The organism is Chryseobacterium pyrolae, from assembly GCF_025153485.1.
GTDB lineage: Bacteria > Bacteroidota > Bacteroidia > Flavobacteriales > Weeksellaceae > Chryseobacterium > Chryseobacterium antibioticum.
In genome coordinates this window covers 306,421-328,758 of the sequence record NZ_JANZQH010000003.1, presented here as the reverse complement: position 1 = coordinate 328,758, position 22,338 = coordinate 306,421, and the positions used below count along the sequence as shown (strand labels likewise).

Sequence of the window (22,338 nt, the reverse complement as noted above, 5' to 3'; positions counted from 1 at the left end):
AAAAAATCAGGAGGCTTTATTTTTTACATTCTGTTTACGGTTCCGATGCCGAGCAGCGTTAAAGATTTTTTAATCGTTTTAGCGGTAAGGTCTGATAGATTTAAACGGAATTGTTTTAAGTTTTCATCTTCAAGTTTCAAAATGACATTGCTCTGATAGAATGAATTATAAGCCTTAACTAAATCATAAACATAGTTGGCTACCAAAGCAGGACTTAGAGCTTCTGCCGATTTTGCAACTACTGTTTTATAATTGGTCAATAGCATGATCAGTTCTTTTTCAAATTGATTTAGAGCAACATCTGAAATTTCCTTATAATCTACATCAGCTTTTGATAACAGCGATTGAATACGTGCATAGGTATAGAGAATAAACGGACCTGTATTTCCTGAAAACTCTACACTTTCAGCGGGGTCAAACAGCATTTTTTTCTTCGGATCTACCTTGAGCATGAAATATTTCAAAGCAGCTAATCCTATTACTTCATAAGAAATTTCTTTTTCTTCATCAGAAAGTCCTTCTAGTTTTCCTAAGTCTGTTGTGATCGATTTTGCAGTTTCATACATTTCCTGCATCAGCTCGTCAGCATCCACAACAGTTCCTTCTCGGGATTTCATTTTTCCGTTAGGAAGCTCTACCATTCCATAAGAAAGATGGAATAACTGATCTGCCCAGGAATACCCTAATTTTTTCAAGATCTTAAATAAAACCTGGAAATGATAATCCTGTTCGTTTCCTACCGTATAAATTAATTTCTGAATATTATTTTGTTTAAAACGTTCTACTGCCGTTCCTAAATCCTGAGTCATATACACAGAAGTTCCGTCTGAACGAAGCAGAAGTTTTTGATCAAGCCCTTCATCTGTAAGGTCGCACCAAACAGAACCATCCTCTTTCTGATAAAGAATACCTTTGTCTAAACCTTCCTGAATCAAATCTTTCCCCAGAATATATGTATTACTTTCATACTGAACCTGGTCGAAATCAACACCTAATCTTTTGTAAGTTTCACTAAAACCTTTATAAACCCAGGAATTCATTTCTTTCCAAAGATTTCTTACGGTTTCATCACCACTTTCCCAGTCTAAAAGCATTTTTTGAGCCTCAACAATTGATGGTGCCTCTTTTTTAGCCTGGTCTTCGGTTGACCCTTGCTCAATAAGTTCAGCAATTTCCTTTTTGTAGTTTTTATCAAATTCTACGTAATAATTTCCTACAAACTTATCTCCTTTCGTATTGGTTGATTCCGGAGTTTCACCATGACCAAATTTTTCCCAAGCCAGCATAGACTTGCAGATATGAATCCCTCTATCATTGATGATCTGAGATTTAATCACATCATACCCAGCCTCTTTAAGAATCTGCGCTACAGAAAAACCTAATAGATTATTTCTGACATGTCCTAAATGAAGCGGTTTGTTTGTGTTTGGAGAAGAATATTCAACCATTACCGTTGAGTTTTTCTTTTCTATGGTGTCAAAATCGTTGCTCACAGATCTGAAATTATCTACAAACAACTGATTTTTTACCTTAACATTAAGGAAGCCTTTTACGACATTAAAGCTTTCAAACAGATCCGACTGTTCCGTCAAAGCTTCTCCCAGTTCAACGCCGATACTTTCCGGATTCTTTTTCAACTGTTTTACCAATGGAAATGTAACAATAGTAAAATCACCCTCAAATTCCGTTTTATTTTCCTGAACTTCCAGATTGATTTCTTTTAACTGATAAACATTTAAAATAACCTCCGAAAGTTTCTTTTCTATTATATCTTTAATATTCATGTGTATATATTACTTTTTTAAAGGCCGGATGGAGCAGCCTGCTTCGTCTAAATATTTTGAGATACAAATATACGGAAATAAAAAAACCGCCCGAAGGCGGTTATTTGATATAGATAGATATTTTTTAGTTGATATCCCAGAATATCTTTGTAGTCAGTTTGTCACCTCCAATTGCGGCACTTGCTGCAGCACTGTTAGTACCATTTGTTGTGGCTTCTGCAGGTGGATACTGAAGTCTTACCGGAACTTTCCCTCCTGCGTTAGGAATAGCCGTAGCCGGAGCAACCAGTTGCGGATAATCCAATCTTCTGTAAAAGTTCCAAGACGTTACAGCCTGATTATACATTGCAACCCAAGCCTGCTCACCTATTGACTTTTTCCAATTTGCAGCGTTATAAGGATGAGCAGCTAAATAAGCTGCAGCATCAGAAGCCATGTCCCAGTCTGTAAAGGAAGACGTAACTGCGTCGTTGTATAATGTAGCAGGACTTCCCCCAATTCCCCATCTTGCAGCTGCTTCAGCAAGATAAAATCTTACTTCTGTATAGCTTAAAAGAATTCCAGGTGTAGTAGCATCTCTGGTAAAAAGACCAGGTTTTGAAAAGCTAGCAAACGCTCCAGGTGCTCCAATTACCTGACCCACATACTGACCGGCAATTGGTCCTCTATAGTACACACTAATTCTTGGATCTGCTGTAGTTTTCATGTAGTCTACTAATGTTTTTCCGGCAATAAAATCATTTCTAGATAGTACCTCCTGAGAAATAGGATTTTCATTTGGTGAAGAATCCAGATACTGAAATTTACAATCATCACTTGATGAGGACATCAATCCTCCTGAGATTGCTTGATTTACCGTAGTCTGGGCTAAACTTGGATTAACATCTGCTAAAGCTATTCCTACCTTAAGCAGTAATGAGTTTCCAAATTTTTTCCATTTCCCAATATCCCCTTTATAGAGAACATCTCCATTTCCAAAACCATCCGAGCTTGCAGATAAGTTATTTATATCAGTTGTTAATCTTGAAATAAGTGATGCATATATATCAGCTGCCTTATCATATTTGGGAAGAGGATAAGACTCTATATCCAAAGCCTGTGTATATGGGATATCACCATAAGTATCTACTAAAACCTGAAATGTATATACCTGCATGATATCAATCACTGCTAATTGATTTTTCTTTATACCTGGCCAAGTTGCCGTTTCCTGAAAAGTTGGAACATATGCTTCAATAGTTCTTCTTGCCTGGTCTAAATTCTTTAATGTATTGACATAGGTATCGGTCCAAACATTATTTGATACGTTTCTATTTGTAAAATCATAATTGCTTTCATTCACATAAATAGTCTCTTGCCAGTATTGCATGGTCAGCCTAAAATTGTTTTCATTAACATTAGGCGTTGTCATATAATCACTTAATTCTTTTTGCGCATATGTTATTAATGCTTCTGGTGTCGTGTTATATGTTGCATGTTGGTCTGTGTTTACATCATCACTTGTTGAACATCCTACGAACAACATAGCGGCTAACGATGTTAATATATATTTTTTCATACTTTCTTAAAAATTAATTTTCACATTAAACGATATGTTCCTTGTAGTCGGAAGTGGACCTGATTGGTATCCTTGAATATTCCCTGCAGAAAGACCTGCTTCAGGATCTGAATAAGGAAGGTTTTTATGAATGATCCAAAGGTTATTGCCGATTAAACTCATAGACATTCCCTGTATAAATTTAGAATTAAAGAAATCTTTATCAAATTTATATGTTATTGCTACTTCTCTAAGTTTTACAAAGCTTGCATCGTAAACGTAAGCAGCTCCCGGAAGGTCTGTTCCTAAGACTTGGCTGGATCTTGATTTATCTAATCTAATTGTATTTGGAATATATTGACCCGGATTATTTGGATCAGCCATTACTCCCGGCATAATTACACCTCCACCATTAGCCAAAGTATTTCTTATTGGATTATTCAAATCATTCATTCCCACTGACTCAGGATAAATTCCCGTTCCATAACCGTAGAATTGATCTAAAGAATAGACTTTTCCACCCTGTCTCCAATCAATTAAGAAGCTCAATGATAAGTTTTTATAGGTTACCATATTGTTTAGCCCTGCACTCCATCTAGATTGAAAGCTTCCCTGATTGTAAGTTGCTTTGTCTGTCACCAAATAAGCTCCGTTTGGTCCTACAATCTTTTGTCCGTTCGAATCATAAACAAAATCAGAAGTCCAAAGCGTACCATAATCTCCGTTTAGAGGAGCATTAACACTTGCACCACCCTGAAGTCTACCTATTGAAATGTTCTCAATACCTGGGCTAAGCGCTGTAACTTTAGTCCAAGGGTTAGACCAGTTTAGACTAAGATCCCAAGAGAAATTAGTTGTTTTAATAGGAGTTACATTAACAGCAACTTCAAATCCTTCTGTGGTCAACTCACCAGCATTCTGAGTTCTAGCACCTGCACCAGTAGCAAATGAAACAGGTAACGCCAAAATTTGATCATAAGCTTTGTTTTGGAACCAGGATACATCAAATCCTAAACGGTTATTAAACATTTTCGCTTCAACACCAAGTTCCACATTTTTAAGTCCCTGAGATTTAAGATCAAAGTTTCTAAGTACAGCATTATATGCATATACGGGAATATCTCCATATGAAGGTTGTGAAAAATACCGATTCATCAATTGATCAGCATTCGTATCTGATCCTACTTGAGAATATCCAGCACGTACTTTTCCAAAATTTAACCAGCTAGCTTTTATCAAATTGGAAAAAACGATACTTCCTGACAATGAAGGATACCAGTAAACAGCATCAGTACTAGGTAATGCGGTAGATTGATCTCTTCTAATTGTTCCTTCTAAATAGTAGGTATTTTTATACCCTAATGAAACCTGAGCAAAAGCACCATATACATATTTTGAAACATCAGAAATCAATGGTCTAGCTGGATTAGATTTAGAATTGGCTATAGTATAGATTCCGGGAGTATACAACCCTCCAGACGTAGACTGCTGATTTGAAAATGCTTTCTGAACATTTACATTTCCTCCTAATAAAGCACTAACATTAAAATCATCAGTTATATCTTTTTTGTAGGTAGCAATAAGGTCATAATTCGTTTCGTTGAATTTATAATTACTTAAAGCATATCCCGACGGTTGAACAACAGTATTCAAGCCAAAATTATTCCCTATATAAGAACCTACTGCTTTTCTATCTTCTGTCATCATTGTATATCCGTCAGTACCCATTCTAAACAATAGATTAAACTCTTTGCTTACATCATAGTTTAAACTGAAGTTTCCGGCAAACCTATCTCGTGAGTCATTTTGATAGTTTTCATATCTTTGAAAGTAAGGGTTATCCCAAAATGCAGGAGTCAAATCATCAGTTGCATTTATATTCCAAGTATAATTCTTTTTATAATTATTATACAGATACTGAAGATCCTTAATATCGACATTAGTTGCCCACCATTGTCTAAAATTAGTCATTATGTTATCATTATAACCCGTACTATTTCTTCCTTTGGTTTTTTGAGTAACATAATTGGCATAGAAGTTTGCCGTTAATTTATCTGTCAGTTTATAAGAAGCATTCCCACTAAAGTTATTTTTCATTAGCGAGCTATTTGGCATGATATCAGAAGCATTCGTATTGGTGTAGCTCAAACGATAGGTAGCTAAATCATTACCTCCACTAAAAGATAAACTATTTACATAAGTGGATCCTACATCAAAAAACTTAATAGGTCCATTTTTTGCCATTTGCCAAGGAGTCTTTTGACCTTCTGTTGGCGATCCTGGTGTAAAAGCTCCAAATTGCCAAACCATTGATCCATCATAAGGAGAACCGTATGATGCATCATTTCCAAAATCAACAATTTGGCTTCCATCTAAAGTCCCAGCAAAACTTGTTCCTCTGTATCCTTGCCCGTACTGAGTTTGATATTTAGGAAAAGTTGACTTGTCTACACTTGACATCGTAATAGAACTAGAAAACTCCATCCCGATACCTTCTTTATTCTTCTTTCCTCTCTTAGTTGTAATTATAATAACACCGTTCTGAGCTCTAGATCCATAAAGAGCCGTAGCAGCTGCCCCCTTAAGTACGTTAAGAGTTTCTATATCATTAGGGTTTATATCCGATATTGAACTACCGTAGTCATAACCTCCACCACCTGTAGTTTGGGAAGTTGTATTGATATTATTATTAATGATGGGAATTCCATCTACAACAAAAAGAGCCTGATTATTACCTAAAAGAGATTTAAATCCTCTCATTACAACATTGACAGATCCACCAAAGTTTGTACTCTGCTTGATCTCTAGCCCAGCTACTTTACCGGATAAGTTATTTAAGAAGTTAGTAGTAGGGTTTTTGTTGACAGCGTCACCCTTCACTTCCTGAGTTGCATAACCGAGAGATCTTTTCTCTCTTTTAATTCCGAGTGCAGTTACTACTACCCCCTCAATTTCTTTTGTTTTTACAGTATCGTTCTTCTGCTGAGCGTTAGCAATCGCAACAGATGAAGACAATACTAAAACAAGCAGACTTGTTGTTAGTTTCTTCATATCAAATTATAATTTTTGTAACTGTACAAATTTGTAAAACTTTCTTAAAAATACAAAGTAAAATCGTTAAAAATTATTAAATATTCATCATTTTTCAAAATAAACACATTGAAAATTATTAAATTAAGTTAAAATCAAAACAATTAACAAAAACAAATCATTCAAACAATATTTATTTTCAGAAAAATACAAATCCTTTTAATTGATAATTTCTATATGAAATATTAATAAAAATTACAATAACAAACTGATAATCAAATATATTAATCACGTCGCAATGAAAAATCCATAATTATCTGCAACTCAATACAATGCTACGCATACTATATTTTTCTTCTCAAATTATGCCCATTACTGCTATAAACAACAAAAACCGCCCGAAGGCGGTTATAAATAGTATTTAGGATCAGATTAATTTATATCCCAAAATAATTTCGTGGTAGCTTTATCACCTCCAATCTTACTGGCAGCAGCATTAACATTTGCACCATTCAACACATATTCCTGATCAGAATAAGGCATTCTGTAGGGTACAGATGATAAATTAGATTTTGGAGGATTAACAAGTATTGGGTTATCCAGACGTCTGGTAAAGTTCCAGCTTGCAAACCCTTTGTTAAACATTGCAATCCAAGCTTGTGTACCGATAGATTGTTTCCAGTTGGCCACATTAAATGGATTAGCAGCTAAATACGTTACTGTATTGGTCGTACTTATTCCATTTTCTCTCATAGATTCTGTTACAGCAGCAATATAAAGATCTGCGACAGTACCTCCGACAGAATATCCTCTTGCAGCAGCTTCAGCTTTTAAGAAGGCTACTTCCGCATAACTTAACAGGTTAGATGCTGTAGTAGCACTTCTAAAGTAAGAGCTTAATTGAGAGAAATTAGTATAAGGATCATTTAATTCTCCGAAAACTCCTCCTTTATAAACTCCTCCAACTTTTGTAAACCATATGTCCATTCTTGGATCTGATAAACTACTCATGGTATTAATAGTTAACTGACTTGGAATAAAATCGTTTCTGTTGGAAGCTACTAAATTATCATATACTGGATTTGAGAAAGTCCCTCCGTCATATTTGAATTTGTAAGCTTCATCATCAGAAGAAATTACCCCACTTGCAATGGCAGATTCAACAGTTGTCTTTGATAATGCGGGGTCAACATCTGCCAAATTCATTCCTAATCTTAATTTAATAGAGTTAGCAAATTTTTTCCATTTAGTCATATTACCACCGTATACCAAATCAGCATAACCTGTAGTTGCAGGCTTTATAGTAGCAGTAGCAGCATCAATTCTTTTGATTAAGTCAAGATAAATGGTCTTGGCATCATCATATTTAGGGGTTAAAATCTCATTAGGTTTGAAAGCTTCAGAATAAGGAACATCCCCATAAGTATCCACAATATTTTCCCAGATAAAAATTTCTTCAATTTCTAAGGTTGCCAATTTGTTGGTACGTATATCATCTGTCTCTACTTCATTAACCAGATTCATTTTTGCCTGTTTCAGGTTATTGATACTGTAAACATACATTCTGTTAAAATGATTACGAGGTTGGTTACGAGTTACCAGATTATATTGAGTTTCATCCGGATATTGAGTTTCTGCCCATTGTTGTGTAAAGAATCTGTAGTTATTAAAATTCACGCTTGGATTATCCATATAATAGGATGACTGATACATAGCAGTAGCTAACAGATTATCAGATGGAAGAACTGATGGATGTTTGGGATCAACATTAAGAGAGGTTAAATCACTTTGACATGAACTTAAAGCCAACCCAAGACATGCAGATACCAAACTTATTTTTATAATATTTTTCATTTTTAAAGTAATTTAGAATTTAAATGTAACATTGATACCCAAATCTCTTGTTGTTGGCATAGAACCAATAGACCAGCCGTAAGAGTTAATGCCTCCACCTACCATGGCTTCAGGATCAGCATATGGTAAATTTTTGTGAATTATCCATAGGTTTCTTCCCACAATCGAAATTTTTGCATCGTAAATTTTAGTTCCCGCCAATAAAGATTTTGGAAGCGTATATCCAATACTTGCTTCTCTTAACTTAATGAAAGAACCATCATAAACAAATTCTCTGGAAGGTTGTGTTTTATATCCCATAGCACCATTATTATCAGCCGGCGATAATTGAATATTGTTTGGGGTACCATCTGGAAGAACACCAGATAAAACAATAGGTTTATCCCTGTAATCTCCTTCGGCTGTTTCTTTATAAAGTCCTGATGATAATCCATAATACATATCGGTTGAGAATACATCTCCTCCTTTACGCATATCAATTAAGAAACTTAGAGAGAAGCCTTTATAGCTGAAACTATTTCTAATACCACCAATCCAATCCGGAGTAGTATTACCAATCACCTGATTAGGATTTTGTAAGTATTTTCCGGTTTTCGGGTCAATTACTTTTTCCCCGTTTAGGTAAGTATAATCAGCTCCTACTAATGTTCCCCAAGCTTCACCTACTCTGGCATTTAGAGATACTCCTCCCTGGAAACTATTTAATAAATAATTGGTGATTCCCGGATTCAGTTCTATAACTTTATTTTGGTTTTTGGACCAGTTGGCATCAATGTTCCATGTGAAATCTTTTGTTTTTATCGGAACTAGCCCTAATTGTACTTCAACTCCGGTATTATCAATTCTACCAGCATTGATCACTTTTGCAGTAAATCCTATACCCGCAGAAACAGCAAGAGGAATAATCTGATCAATTGTTTTTGTTTTATAATAAGCTACATCAAGCGTAATTCTGTCTCTTAAAAAGTGTGCTTCGGTACCTATTTCAAATTCTTTAGATCTTTGAGGTCTTAGATCTTCAAAAGGCTGTGTTAAAATAGAATTATAGATACCCGTACCTGATAAAATTCCAGCTGATCTATAATTATTAACCAATTGGTATGGACTTGCTGTTCCTCCCACTTCTGCATAGTTGGCTCTTAATTTCCAGAAGTTCATCCATTCTTTGGTATTAAGAATTTCAGACATAATTAATGATCCTGTAATAGACGGATAATTATAGATATTATTACCAGCTTTTAATGTTGATGATTCAGCTGTTCTCCAGGTTGCATCTAAATAGAATTTCTTATAGAAATCAAATGAGGCAGTAGCATACATTGAATTCGTTTGTTCTGTAGATTCAAGTTCATCTGATGCCAGAGGTGCTTTTTTAGAGTTAGATAGCGCAAAAATTCCAGGAACTACTAATCCTCCCTCTGTTGAAGCATAGATTGAACTATTATAATTTCTTCGAATGTTTCCTCCCAACACTCCGGAAATGTTAATGTTATCCGTAATATTGAATTTATAATTCACCATCAGATCATAGTTGGTTTCCGCCTGTATAATATCACGTCTTCCATACCCCGAGCCAATCACGTTATTTGACTGCCCAAAAGCCTGAGGCAAGGATCCTACAGCCAATCTGGTTTCAGCGGTAAGACTTGTTCTGTCATAAGAAACTTTTCCGGTAACAGAGATATTGTCCCACAAATCATACGTTACCTGGCCGTAAGTAAAGTTTCTATATCTTTTATCTGAAGAATAATTCTGATAAGCCTGGAAATATGGATTGTTCCAATAAGCCGGAGCTCCGTTGGTCGCTGATTTTCTGCTCCAAGTAACATTACCATAATTATTGGATGCATTGGCAACATTTATGTTCGCTAAATACATGCTTTGAAGATCAGCAAGATCCACATTGGTTTGCCACCATTGTCTGAAGCCTGTTGCAATATTATTTGAATATCCTGTAATACTTCTCCCTTTCGTATCCTGCAAAGTCATGCTAGAATAAAAAGTAGAGTGTAATTTAGGAGTCAGATCATAATTAACCTTTAAAGAGAAATTGTTTTTATTAAGATGTGAATTAGGCATCAACCCGTCAGACATCATATTTTCATAAGTAAAACTAATATTTTTCCCTTTTTGTCCTTTTTCCAACGTTACGCTATTGATGTATGAAGCAGGATTGTTGAAAAATGTAATTGGTCCATTTTCAGCAGCTACCCAAGGTCTTGCTTTTTGGTAATTAGGAGATAAAGGATTGAATGAATCCCACTGATATACCATCAAATTAGGGTCAAATTTAGGTCCCCATGAAGCATCTGCTCCAAAATTTGCATAATTTAAACCATCAGCCGCCTTTGATCCGAATGACTGAGCATATCCGGCACCATATTTTGTCTGATATTCAGGAAAAGTAGATTTGTCGATAAATCCTACTTGTATAGCAGAAGAGAATGTTACTCCCAAAGATCCGTCATCTTTTCCTTTACCATTTTTAGTAGTAATCACAATAACTCCATTCAGTCCTCTGTCTCCATATAGTGCAGATGCTGCAGCACCTTTTAATACGTTGATAGATTCAATATCTTCCTGGTTAATGTCAGAAAGGGCATTCCCATAGTCAATTGAATTCGCCTGAGTATTACCATTATTAACAGGAGACCCATCAATAACGATAAGTGGATTACCTCCCCCTAATGCTTTTACACCTCTGATCAACAAATTGGAAGACCCTCCAAAGTTATTATTTGTGGTAACATTAAGACCTGCTACTTTACCTGATAATTGTGCGGCAATATTCCCCGTGTTTGTGGTTCCGTCAGAAAGAGCACTTGCCTTAATTTCTTGAGATGCATAGCCCAAAGACTTTTTCTCTCTTTTAATACCGAGTGCCGTCACAACCACTCCCTCAATTTCCTGAGCCTTAACAGTATCATTCTTCACCTCCTGAGCATTGGCTACAGCTAGCGACGAAGATAACACAAGTATAAGTACGCTTGTTGTTAATTTCTTCATATCAATATTTCATTTTATTACTTTATAAAATTTGCAAAACTTTCTTAAAAACACAAAGAAATATCAAAATAAACAGTACTTATAAATGAAATAAAATAAATTATAGTAATTTATTTCACAAAAAAACACATATAAAGAATTTTAAACAAAATAAATCACATAGTAGTTGTTTTTTTTCTGAACATAAAAAAAATCATAAAAATCATTTTAAAAAAGCTAAAAACACTCATAATCAAATACATACGAAATAAATGTTAATAGATTTTAAATTCTATTAATTTGACGTTTTTACCATTATTATTCACAAAAAAGCTCTTTCAAAAACCATAAAACAAAAAAAACCGCCCGAAGGCGGTAATAAAATATATTAAAAATTTGTTTCGGTTATTTCAACCAGAACGGAGAATATGCATTGATAGAATACATATCATCAATACTTGGGTTAGGTACATTAGCCGTATTGGAAATATATTCAGACTGAGCATACATCAATCTCTTAGGTCTAGACGAATAATATGATCCTATTGGCATCGGCAACTGAGGGAAACCTGTTTTTGTATAACTGATATACGTTTCAGTTGGGTTAATATTCGTTAAACCAATCCACTTCTGATACTGAATAGCTTCAATTTTATTAGCTGTAGCATTCCAGCTTAATCCCGGCTTTGCTGCAATAGCAGTAAGATAAGCATTAGCAGATGCTGCACTAGCACCCAATGTCAGGAACGATTGAGTAACACCATCGTTAAATGATGTCTGGCCATTAAATGCCATAGTAGCAGGATATACCAAAGAAGCCTCAGCCTGTAAGAACCTCACCTCACCTAAAGTCAATACAAGACCTGGAAGAGCCGCGAAAGTATTAGCCTGTGTTGTATTCTGAGCGAAAGACATGAACAGACCTAGTGTAGCAAAATCTCCTTCTGTCATTCCCTCTTCTTTACCTCCTCCTTGAGGCTGTCCTACATAAGCAGCAGTAGCAGTACTAGCAGATCCCATCCCCTGGCCTACAAATAATCTAGGAAGCCTTCCATCAACAACTCCAGATGTTAAAGGAGTTTGCCCTGTCAATGTATTTATTATATGTTCAGATGCAAATGTTTGTCTGAAACCTGCACCAACCTCACCCGAACTAATGTCTATTCTTCCATATGTGTTATAGAATGGGTTTCTCTGATCAGTAACAGCACCATTATACCCTGGTTGAATCTTAACATCTGCACTGATAAAGTTAGCAGTATTGGTTGTAAGTGATGCCATACTCTGCAACTCAGCATTTCTCCAAGTTGTTACTTCCGCATCTGTACATTTAGAAAGTCTTACCAGCATTTTCAGCTTCACAGTATTAGCCATCTGAGTCCAGAAAGTTCTCCAGTTAGCTAGATCTTGCGTAGCACCAGATCCTTGGAAAATAGGATCTTCATTAAATGCAAGGTTGTAAACTGTAGCCTCTGGGGTCTGCTGGATCAGTGTACGTGCCTGATTTAGTTCTGCTATAAGACCTTTATAAATATCCTTAGATTTATCATACTTAGGGTTTTTATTAGCTTGTCCTTTAAACGCTTCTGAATATGGAGCATCATTATACAGATCTACAATTGTCTGCATATAATAAGCTTTCATCACCTTAGCTACTGCAACGTGGTGCGGATACTTTGCCGCATCAGGAGCATCTATAATGGTCTGAAAGTTAGCCACGCCTAAATAAAGATTATCCCAGATATTACTGTAAAATTGAGAATCCGCTCTCATTCTGAACTCATCCCCGTAAGGAGAAGCGTAGTAATAGATATTGCCAGCCCAAGCATTCATCATCAGGTTACCAAATCTGTTCATGGTATTAGCTTGCGTTCTGAAAATAACAGATTCCGCTGCCCCAAGTCTGTCTTTAGGTGTTACCTGATTGGTATATGCTTCGTTTACGTTTTTATTAACATCTAAGAAATCATCGCTACACGAGTTAAAAAACAGCAGCGTTGTCATTCCTAAAATAGGTATTAATATCTTTTTCATTATGATTTATTTAAAAGTTAATTGTAGTAGTGAAACCTACTGTTCTCGTTGATGGATATTGGTTTGAGTTGGAAATTCCAGAAATATTTCCTGTAGTAAATGATGCTTCAGGATCTACATAGCCTCTGTTTTCTTTCGCGAACTTATAGAATGGATTTCTTGCATAGACACTGAAACTCAATCCTGTTAAACCAATAGATCTTGCTGTATCAGCTCCCAATGCATAAGAAATACCTAATTCTCTAACTCTAAATGCTGTACCACTCATGATAAAGTTTTCTCCGATTCTTGAATATACACTTCCGTAGTAATCCGGCAAATCTCCATAGCTTTCTCCTCCTGACTTGATCGAAGTATTTTCAACATATTGTCCAGCTGCATTCATGTAAACAGAGTTAGGGATAACATATCCTCCCTGAGTTCTGTCATATTCTGCAGACTGCTCAAGACTTCCACTAAAAGCCAGCCCCTGCATTGCTCCTGAATACAGTTTACCTCCGTTTCTGTACTCTAATACTGCATACAGTCCGAAGTTTTTATACTTAAAGTTTGTATTTAATGCCAGTGTATAGTTTGGTGTAACACGTCCAAAATTCACATAGTTATTGGTAATGTATGGATTCCCGTTATCAGGATTGATGATGATTCTACCTTGATCATCTCTCATATAAGCTGTAGCCTTCAACATAGGGAATTCCTCTCCTTTTATAGCATAGATTCCAGCATACCCTCCAGTAGAAAGGTTTACTTCATCCTGTCCGTTAGCTAACTCAATTACTTTAGTTCTGTTAATAGACCATCCAAGATTTAAATCCCAAGAGAAATCATTTCCTTTAATTGGTGTTGCCCCTAAAGTAACCTCCATCCCTTTATTTCGGATATCCCCAATATTAACTGGTGTAAATCTTATTCCAGATGCTGATGAAGTAGTCTGGTTAGTGATAAGGTCTTTTGTAGTCTGAATGTAGAAACTCGCATCCAAGGTAATTCTGTTTTTCAGGAATCCTAAACCTATACTGACATCATTACTGGTTACTATTTCAGGTCTGATATTAGTATCGGTTGGAGTCTGATTATTAACAAAACTTAGTGGCAATGATGAACTGAACGGATATCCTGTTCCTAAAACCACAGTATCTTCGATACCAAAAACATTTACTGGGTCATTCCCTACTCTAGTATAAGATCCTTTTACTACCAATCTGCTTAAAATGTCACTTTCAACATTAAATGCTTTTAAAGGCATAAATGATACCCCTCCAGAATAATAGAAATAATCTGCATCACTTGCAACGTTTTTATCAGAGTGAAGAAGCTTAGATGTATTTTCATATCTGGCGGTTCCGTTTACGAATAAATAGTCTTTATAGGAAAGATCCATATTCGCAAAAAATGCATACTTATTATCCGTAAACCTTCTGTTATTCAAGTTATATGGAATAGTCACATTTGACAAGTTCCAATACTGATAAATTCCCGGAATCTTAATTCCAGTACCGCTTACTGAAGTCGTTTTAGACTCTGTCTGCTGTACGTTATATCCTAATGTCAATTTGAAATTAATGTCTTTTGTTAAGTCATAATTTAAATTGGCCATTAAATCATTATAGAAGTATCTTGAAATTGCATTAGACTGTGATAAACTAGATGTAATTGCACCCAGTACACCAACTTTGTTTATATTACTAACTAATGGTCTTGCGTTCGCTGCAGAATAACCATTATTATAATTCAGAACATCAGTTGAGGTAATCTGAGCCGATCCTGTATTAACTAAGGAAATATGATCATTGATTTTGTACCCTAATGAAATTGTTCCGTTTAAGATATCAACTTTAGAATTATTTCTAACATTATTAATAGTCCAGTAAGGGTTCTGATAATACATAGTCCATCCGTAAGGATGCGGACTGTTTTTAAAATCCGTAATTGGAACTTCAGGAGATGATTGAAGAAGATTAGTATAAAGGTCTGAACTTGTCGTAGAAATAGATCTGTTGATATAAGTAACAGTTCCATCTAAAGATAGTTTACCCATTTTAAATCCTCCGTTAAACATAACAGAAGTTTTCTTTAATTTATCATCAGCAACAATAAATTCTCTGTCCTGACGGTTAATTGATAATCCAGCGTAAGCTCCCTCGCTTCCTCCTGTAATAGTCAATGTATTGTTTAGGTTAAGACCAGTTTGGAAAAACTCCTTGGCATTATCCTTTTTTCTTGGAGCGAATGGAGCAAACACAGATGAAGCAGCATCTGCCGCCGGAACATCACCGTCTGAATTTACAAAAATAAATCCATCTCCATTTACATCATAAAAAGGAACACCAATAGCTACTTGCTGGCCAGCATATGCAGGATCAGAAAAAGCGGGACCCCATGAACCATTCTCTACGTGGATTCTATCACCATACCATCCTTGACCATATTTTTGCTGTCTTTTTGGAGTGAAAGCCACATTATCAAATTCAACATTACTGTTAAAGCTAATTCTAGGTTTTCTGCTTCCACTTCCTTTTTTAGTGGTTATAATGATTGCACCGTTTACCCCTTGAGATCCATAAAGAGCAGCACCCTGAAGACCTAATAAGGTTGTTACAGATTCGATCATATCCGACGGTAAAGACTGGAAAATAGTCATAGAAGAGATTACACCATCAATAACGATCAAAGGAGAAGTACTTCCCGTTAATGTTCTTGTACCTCTGATTTTGATATCATAAGTCCCATCAATACTACTGTTTGTTTTGTTAATAGTAAGACCAGGAACTTTACTTGCTAGGGCTGCAATAGCATTGGGAGCTCCGGCTTGTGTAAGTTTCTCTTTACTAACAACAGCAGCTGTTGAAGTCTGAGCATCCAACTTCATTTTTCTGTTCATGGCTCCGGTCATGATTACCTCACCAATCTCTGTCGTTTTAACAGTATCTCGCTTCTGACCACTTGCTATTGCAAAAGTCGAAGTTAGAACTACCACCAAAACACTTGTAGTTAATTTCTTCATATTTAAATTGATTATTTTTTTTTATTGAATGCAAATATGTGAAACTTTCTTAAAATCACCAAATATTTCGTTAAAAATATTTAAATTAACTAACAACACTACATCAAGAAACCAAATACTTAGAAATATGTTAATAAAAAGAACATATTATTTAAAAGAACACAAAAGCACCTGTATTAAATACAACACAGCTATTGTGTTAAATAGAAGCAATATATTTATTAAAACAAAAATATATCTAAAAAAAACGTATACCTAATTAAATACAATTTTCACTAATTTTACGATTCTTTTATGATATGATATAAATAAACTCATGGATTTATTACAAAAATGGACAGATCTTTACATCGAAGCTGGGTGTGATGAAGTAGGAAGAGGATGCCTAAGCGGACCAGTTGTTGCTGCTGCCGTTATTTTAGACGACAGTTTTAAGCAAAATCTGGTTAATGACTCCAAGAAGTTAACATTCAAAACGAGGATGGAACTGGATAGCTATATTAAAGACAATGTAAAAAACTACGCTATTGCAGAGCTACCTCCTGTATTCATTGACGAGCATAACATCCTTAATGCAAGCATTCATGCTATGCACCGGGCTTTGGATCAATTAACGATAAGACCTGAGCTAATTTTGGTCGACGGAAATAAATTCCATCCCTATAATTTTATTCCTCACCAATGTATCATTAAAGGAGATTCAAAAGTACTCTCTATTGCAGCAGCTTCTATCCTGGCCAAAAACTACAGGGATAAGTTAATGATCGAACTCCATGAAGAACATCCCGAATACAGCTGGAACACCAACTTCGGATATGCCACAAAAGCCCATCAGCAGGCTTTAATAAAATACGGCCCTACAAAACATCACAGACAGTCATTCAGACTGAAATATGACTAAACAACACCTATAGTTCAATACAAATAAAAAGAGAAGCAGTAATCTGCTTCTCTTTTGTTATGATAAATTATTATCTTATTTCTTTTTTTTCTGTTGCTCTTGAATTTGCTGCTGATTTTGAGCTTTCTCCATCATCTCTCTCATTTTCTTCTGGAACTTACCTTCTGATTTTGGTTTTTCTTTATTCGCCTGAATCTGCGCATGGATTTTCTTTTCATCCAGTATCACGTATTTAATAACAAGAATAATTAAAATGTTGATTGCATTCGATACAAAATAATACCATGAAAGACCAGAAGCTGATGTATTAAGGAAAAACAGGAATGTGATCGGGAAGATATACATCAACACTTTCATGTTCGGCATTCCCTCCTGCTGAGGCTGCTGCATATTTCCTGAAGTCATTACCGTATAAATCAAGATTACGATTGTACACGCTAATGCAAAAACACTTAAATGATCTCCTAAGAAAGGAATTTTAAATGGAAGTTTTATCAAATCGTCATAAGCCGTCAAATCTTTTGCAAACCAGAACCCTTGCCCTCTTAGATCTATAAAGTTCGGGAAGAAACGGAATAAGGCATAGAAAATCGGGATCTGTACCAGTGCCGGAAGACATCCCGCCATTTGATTTACGCCAGCCTTTCGGTAGATTTCCATGGTAGCCTGCTGTTTCTTCATTGGATCCGCATCCTTGAATTTCGCGTTAGCTTCATCAATTTCGGGACGAATAACTTTCATCATCGCACTCAACTTATGCTGTTTATACATAATGGGTGATAAGATCAACTTCACTATGATGGTCATTAAGAAAATCACCCAACCTGCTGTAAGTCCCCATCCTGCGATGAAATTATACATAGGCATAAAGAAATAACGGTTCATTCCTCCAATGAAAGACCATCCTAATGGTAAAATTTCGTCAAAGTTTTTGTCATAAGATTTTAATAACGGTAAATCAAGCGGCATAAAGTACCAGGTAAAATCCTGATTCAATTCGCTTCCGGTCATCTGAACAAATCCTTCAAAATTAAGTTTCTTCAGATATTCCCCTTCTTCAATTGCTTCCTGATTCCCTTTACTCTGTGTGAAGCCGTTTTTAGCTTCGATTACAGAAGAGAAAAACTGCTGTTTTACACCAATCCAGTTAAGCGTTTCTTTTTCTTCACTCATCTCTGTTCTTCCATCATAATCATAATCTTTATAATTATTGAAAGCATAAGAGAATTCTGAGTGAGACTGCTCCTGTGCTCTACCCTTTTCCAGGTTTCTTACACTGTAATCCCAGATAAAGTCTGCTTTATTATCAGAAGTAATAGCAGCAAGTCCTTTTGTTCTTACCTTAAAGTCCAGTGTATATTTTGGAAGTAATGTATAAATAAACTGAATAACAGCACCATTATAGTTTGCAGTCATTGTTACAGCATTTCCATTTACAGCCGGTGTAAAAACTAAGTCTTTAGTATTGATTACTTTTCCAGTTTTGTCTTTAAACTGAAAGCCGTAGTTGGAATTCTTTTTATCAATCAGATAAAGAGGAAGGTCTGCTTTATCTGTTTTATGGTCATATGCTTTGTATTCCGAAAGCTGTACTTTAGAAACCTGTCCTCCTAAGCTTGAGAATTCCACATTAAGCTCTTTGTTGTTCAAACTGGCTGTCTGAATGGCACTAGGAGTTACATTTGGATTGATATTGTTGGCCTGAGTCTGTTTTACCGCATTTTGTACCTGCTCCTTTTTCTGTTCCTGAGCTTTTACCTGCTCTTCTTTCGACTGCTTGTTCTGGAAATAGAACATGAATCCGAAAAGAACCAGACATAAAACCGCAAAACTGATCATCTGACTTTTATCGATTCCTTTGTTTTCTTGCATTTTATTTTTATATTAAAATTTTAAATTTAACAAAGTACACCAATGATGTACTTTTTGAGCTGACAAAAATACTGTTTTTTTATCAAAACTCTATGCATTACCATGTTACTATATAATAAACTCAAGCTGAGAATAATCAGCCTGAGTTTATGGTAAGACGTTTATGGTATATTATTACCTTATTTCTTTTCGCAAGCCTTGATAAAAGCTCTGAACAGAGGATGCGGTGTTGCTACCGTACTTTTATATTCCGGGTGATACTGCACTCCTACATAGAACGGGTGCTCTGGCATTTCAAGCGCCTCTACCAATCCTGTTTCAGGGTTTGTACCTGTCGCCAGGAAGCCGTTCTTTTCAAATTCCTGAAGATAATCACTGTTGAATTCATAACGGTGACGGTGTCTTTCAGAAATATTTTTAGTTCCGTAAATATCATATAGCTTAGAACCATTTTTCAGTGAACATTTCCAAGCTCCAAGACGCATTGTTCCGCCTTTATCTACTACATTTTTCTGTTCTTCCATGATAGAGATTACAGGATCCGGTGTAGAGGTATCAAATTCCATGGAGTTGGCTTTTGAATGGTCAAGAACATTTCTTGCAAATTCTATAGTCATGATCTGCATTCCTAAACAAATTCCCAACATTGGAACTTTATTTTCTCTTGCATATTGGGCAGTAAGTATTTTTCCTTCAATTCCTCTATCGCCAAAACCTGGAGCAATAAGGATTCCGTCCACACCATTTAAAGTTTCTTTAATATTTTCAGCGGTGATATCTCCACTGTATACCCATCTTACTTTCACTTCAGTTTCAAGACTTGCCCCTGCATGTTTGAAAGCTTCAGCAATAGAAATATAAGAATCCTGCAGAGAAATATACTTTCCTACTAAGGCAATTTCTACCGTTCTTTTAGGGTTTTTGAATTTTTTAAGGAAAGTTTTCCAGTCTTTAAGATCAGCTTCTTTATCATTTTTCAGATCCAGTTCTTTTAAAACGACATCGTCAAAATTTTGCTTTTGAAGATACATGGGAACTTCATAGATCGTTTCCAAATCTTTACACTCAATCACATTATCTAAAGAAACATTACAGAACTGAGCCAATTTCGCTCTTTGATCTTTTGGAATATTGTGTTCTGTTCTGCAAACCAAAACATCAGCCATAATTCCACTTTCCATCAACTGACGAACGGAATGCTGTGAAGGTTTTGTTTTTAATTCGCCGCTTGAAGCCAGGTAAGGCAACAGCGTAAGATGAATCACCATAGAATTTTTCTCACCAAGTTCCCATTTCAACTGGCGTACCGTTTCAATGTATGGAAGAGATTCAATATCCCCTACAGTTCCTCCGATCTCGGTAATGATGATATCGTAGTTTTGCTTGGAAAGCATTTTGATTCTGCGTTTGATCTCGTTGGTGATATGAGGAATTACCTGAACAGTCTTTCCTAAGAAATCTCCTTTTCTTTCTTTTTCAATAACCGTTTGGTAGATTTTCCCTGTCGTAACGTTGTTGTTTTGGGAAGTAGGAGCATCAAGATAACGCTCATAGTGGCCTAAATCCAGATCCGTTTCTGCGCCATCTTCGGTTACATAGCATTCTCCGTGTTCATATGGATTCAGTGTGCCTGGGTCGATGTTAATATAAGGATCTAGTTTTTGGATCGTTACATTAAAACCGCGTGATTTTAATAAAAGTCCCAGAGAAGCAGACACGATTCCTTTTCCCAAAGATGAAGTTACACCTCCTGTCACAAAGATGTACTTTGTATTCTTTTTACTCATTAGATTAGGTTTGTGCAAAGTTATGGGAAAAAGAGACACAAAGCAATTTTTTAAATTTTGAAAATGGAAAAACCCTGCTTCATCAATTAAAAATTCTGATTAAAAAAATTATCTATATTTGATAAACACAATGACAAAAAGCTATAACCATCATGATTTCCGTATATAAATTAAAACCAAAATTTCAGCAGCTGCTTACTCCGGTTTTATTATTACTGCATAAAAATAAGATCACAGCCAATCAAATTACGATAGCTTCCATATTGTTATCTGTTATTATAGGCATCCTATTCTGGAATGGTGATCTCTCCAACTGGTTCTTTCTAAGTCTTCCAATAGGACTTTTACTGAGAATGGCCCTTAATGCATTGGACGGAATGATGGCCAGAAAATTCAATCAGACCAGCAGATTGGGTGAAGTTTTAAATGAAGTGGGTGATATTGTTTCTGATGTGATCATCTTTTTCCCTTTATTAAAATTCCAGCCGGAAAGCCTATACCTTATTGTTATCCTTATTATATTAAGTGTCATCAATGAATTTTCAGGACTGATCGGAAAAGTCGTAGGAAAAGAACGCCGATACGACGGCCCAATGGGGAAAAGTGACCGTGCTCTGATCCTGGGAATTTATGGTCTGGCGATGTTTTTCGGAGCAGACATTTCAGGAATTTCATCCTATATTTTCGGGTTTATTATTGTTCTCTTGACGATCAGTACCTATATCAGACTAAAGAAATCCTTACATGAAGCCTGAAGAAAATAAATTTGCAGATGTTCCTTTAAGGGTAAAAACATGGATTTATATTATCCTCGTTTTTGCATTAGGAATCTCACATCCTCTCGCCATGAAATTTTTTGTTTCGTGGATCAGCTTCCAGTCTTTTTTTGAATTTTTAAGATTATTTAAAATAAATTCAAACCGTATTATTCCTTCATTATTTGTTGGAGTTGCGCAGTTTTTTCTCTTGTATTTTTTCACCATTGAAAACTATTTTATCTACAGTGTTATTTTGTCGGTCATCGTTCTGCTGTATTTTTTCCTTTTAAAAATACCTTTAAAGCAACTTTACGGAGTATTCACAGCTTTATTAGTCTGCCTTTTTGCTTTTCCTCATCTCTCGTTTATCAGGGACACCGTTTCAGGGTTGAATTCCATCATTTTCATCGTTGTTGTGACTGAGCTCAATGATGTTTTTCAATACCTGATGGGTAAGTTTTTCGGAAATCATAAAATCACGCCTAAAATAAGTCCTAACAAGACTTTGGAAGGATTTATCGGCGGTGTTTTTCTTACTATAATATTGAGCAACATCTTAGGTTTCTTCTTATTGAAAACGGACATCTGGGTCAATACAATTCTGGGAACCGTTCTGGGGATTTCAGGATTTTTTGGGGATGTTTTTATGTCTTATTTAAAAAGAAAAGCCAATATAAAAGATACCGGAACACTCCTTCCCGGACATGGTGGTCTCCTTGACCGGATGGACAGTCTGATCTTCAATGCGCCTATTTTCTTTTGGATCCTTTCTCTTCTTGTAAAAAGCTAAAA

Annotated in this window: 12 protein-coding genes; 3 read left to right on the top strand and 9 right to left on the bottom strand. The window is 35.7% G+C overall.

From position 1 onward, the window contains the following. Nucleotides 1-23: 23 nt before the first annotated feature. The 7 genes from argS to NZD88_RS08265 all read right to left on the bottom strand — a co-directional run bounded on the left by argS (nucleotide 24) and on the right by NZD88_RS08265 (nucleotide 16,228). On the bottom strand, nucleotides 24-1,784 hold the full coding sequence (argS, locus tag NZD88_RS08295) for an arginine--tRNA ligase (RefSeq protein WP_259828691.1): 1,761 nt from the start codon (nucleotides 1,782-1,784) through the stop codon (nucleotides 24-26). A gap of 124 nt (nucleotides 1,785-1,908) precedes the next feature. Continuing rightward, nucleotides 1,909-3,342: a SusD/RagB family nutrient-binding outer membrane lipoprotein gene (locus tag NZD88_RS08290; RefSeq protein ID WP_259828690.1), complete on the bottom strand. Its 1,434-nt coding sequence runs from the start codon at nucleotides 3,340-3,342 to the stop codon at nucleotides 1,909-1,911. A gap of 6 nt (nucleotides 3,343-3,348) precedes the next feature. Beyond that, nucleotides 3,349-6,336, bottom strand: a complete 2,988-nt coding sequence (locus tag NZD88_RS08285) for a SusC/RagA family TonB-linked outer membrane protein (protein ID WP_259828689.1) — start codon at nucleotides 6,334-6,336, stop codon at nucleotides 3,349-3,351. A 447-nt stretch (nucleotides 6,337-6,783) separates the two neighbouring features. Then, the gene (locus NZD88_RS08280; protein ID WP_259828688.1) at nucleotides 6,784-8,205 is read right to left on the bottom strand and encodes a SusD/RagB family nutrient-binding outer membrane lipoprotein; all 1,422 of its coding nucleotides are present in this window, start codon (nucleotides 8,203-8,205) and stop codon (nucleotides 6,784-6,786) included. 12 nt (nucleotides 8,206-8,217) lie between these two features. Continuing rightward, the gene (locus tag NZD88_RS08275; RefSeq protein ID WP_259828687.1) at nucleotides 8,218-11,211 is read right to left on the bottom strand and encodes a SusC/RagA family TonB-linked outer membrane protein; all 2,994 of its coding nucleotides are present in this window, start codon (nucleotides 11,209-11,211) and stop codon (nucleotides 8,218-8,220) included. A 384-nt stretch (nucleotides 11,212-11,595) separates the two neighbouring features. Then, on the bottom strand, nucleotides 11,596-13,224 hold the full coding sequence (locus tag NZD88_RS08270; protein WP_259828686.1) for a SusD/RagB family nutrient-binding outer membrane lipoprotein: 1,629 nt from the start codon (nucleotides 13,222-13,224) through the stop codon (nucleotides 11,596-11,598). A gap of 10 nt (nucleotides 13,225-13,234) precedes the next feature. Further along, nucleotides 13,235-16,228 (bottom strand): SusC/RagA family TonB-linked outer membrane protein, encoded by a 2,994-nt coding sequence (locus tag NZD88_RS08265; RefSeq protein WP_259828685.1) that lies wholly within the window; start codon nucleotides 16,226-16,228, stop codon nucleotides 13,235-13,237. Between the two features lie 316 nt (nucleotides 16,229-16,544). On the opposite strand from NZD88_RS08265, the gene NZD88_RS08260 reads away from it, so the two are divergent. Next, entirely contained in the window at nucleotides 16,545-17,129 is a 585-nt protein-coding gene (locus tag NZD88_RS08260; RefSeq protein ID WP_169236469.1) for a ribonuclease HII, read from the top strand. Nucleotides 17,130-17,204: 75 nt separating this feature from the next. Here NZD88_RS08260 and yidC read toward each other — a convergent pair whose 3' ends face one another. Together yidC and NZD88_RS08250 are read right to left on the bottom strand one after the other, a co-directional pair. Then, entirely contained in the window at nucleotides 17,205-19,001 is a 1,797-nt protein-coding gene (gene yidC, locus NZD88_RS08255; protein WP_259828684.1) for a membrane protein insertase YidC, read from the bottom strand. A gap of 179 nt (nucleotides 19,002-19,180) precedes the next feature. Beyond that, entirely contained in the window at nucleotides 19,181-20,788 is a 1,608-nt protein-coding gene (locus tag NZD88_RS08250) for a CTP synthase (protein WP_259828683.1), read from the bottom strand. Nucleotides 20,789-20,940: 152 nt separating this feature from the next. On the opposite strand from NZD88_RS08250, the gene NZD88_RS08245 reads away from it, so the two are divergent. Together NZD88_RS08245 and NZD88_RS08240 are read left to right on the top strand one after the other, a co-directional pair. Then, nucleotides 20,941-21,543 (top strand): CDP-alcohol phosphatidyltransferase family protein, encoded by a 603-nt coding sequence (locus NZD88_RS08245; protein ID WP_259828681.1) that lies wholly within the window; start codon nucleotides 20,941-20,943, stop codon nucleotides 21,541-21,543. Further along, entirely contained in the window at nucleotides 21,533-22,336 is an 804-nt protein-coding gene (locus NZD88_RS08240) for a phosphatidate cytidylyltransferase (protein ID WP_259828680.1), read from the top strand. Before NZD88_RS08245 ends, NZD88_RS08240 begins: the two co-directional genes overlap by 11 nt. Nucleotides 22,337-22,338 lie beyond the last annotated feature (2 nt).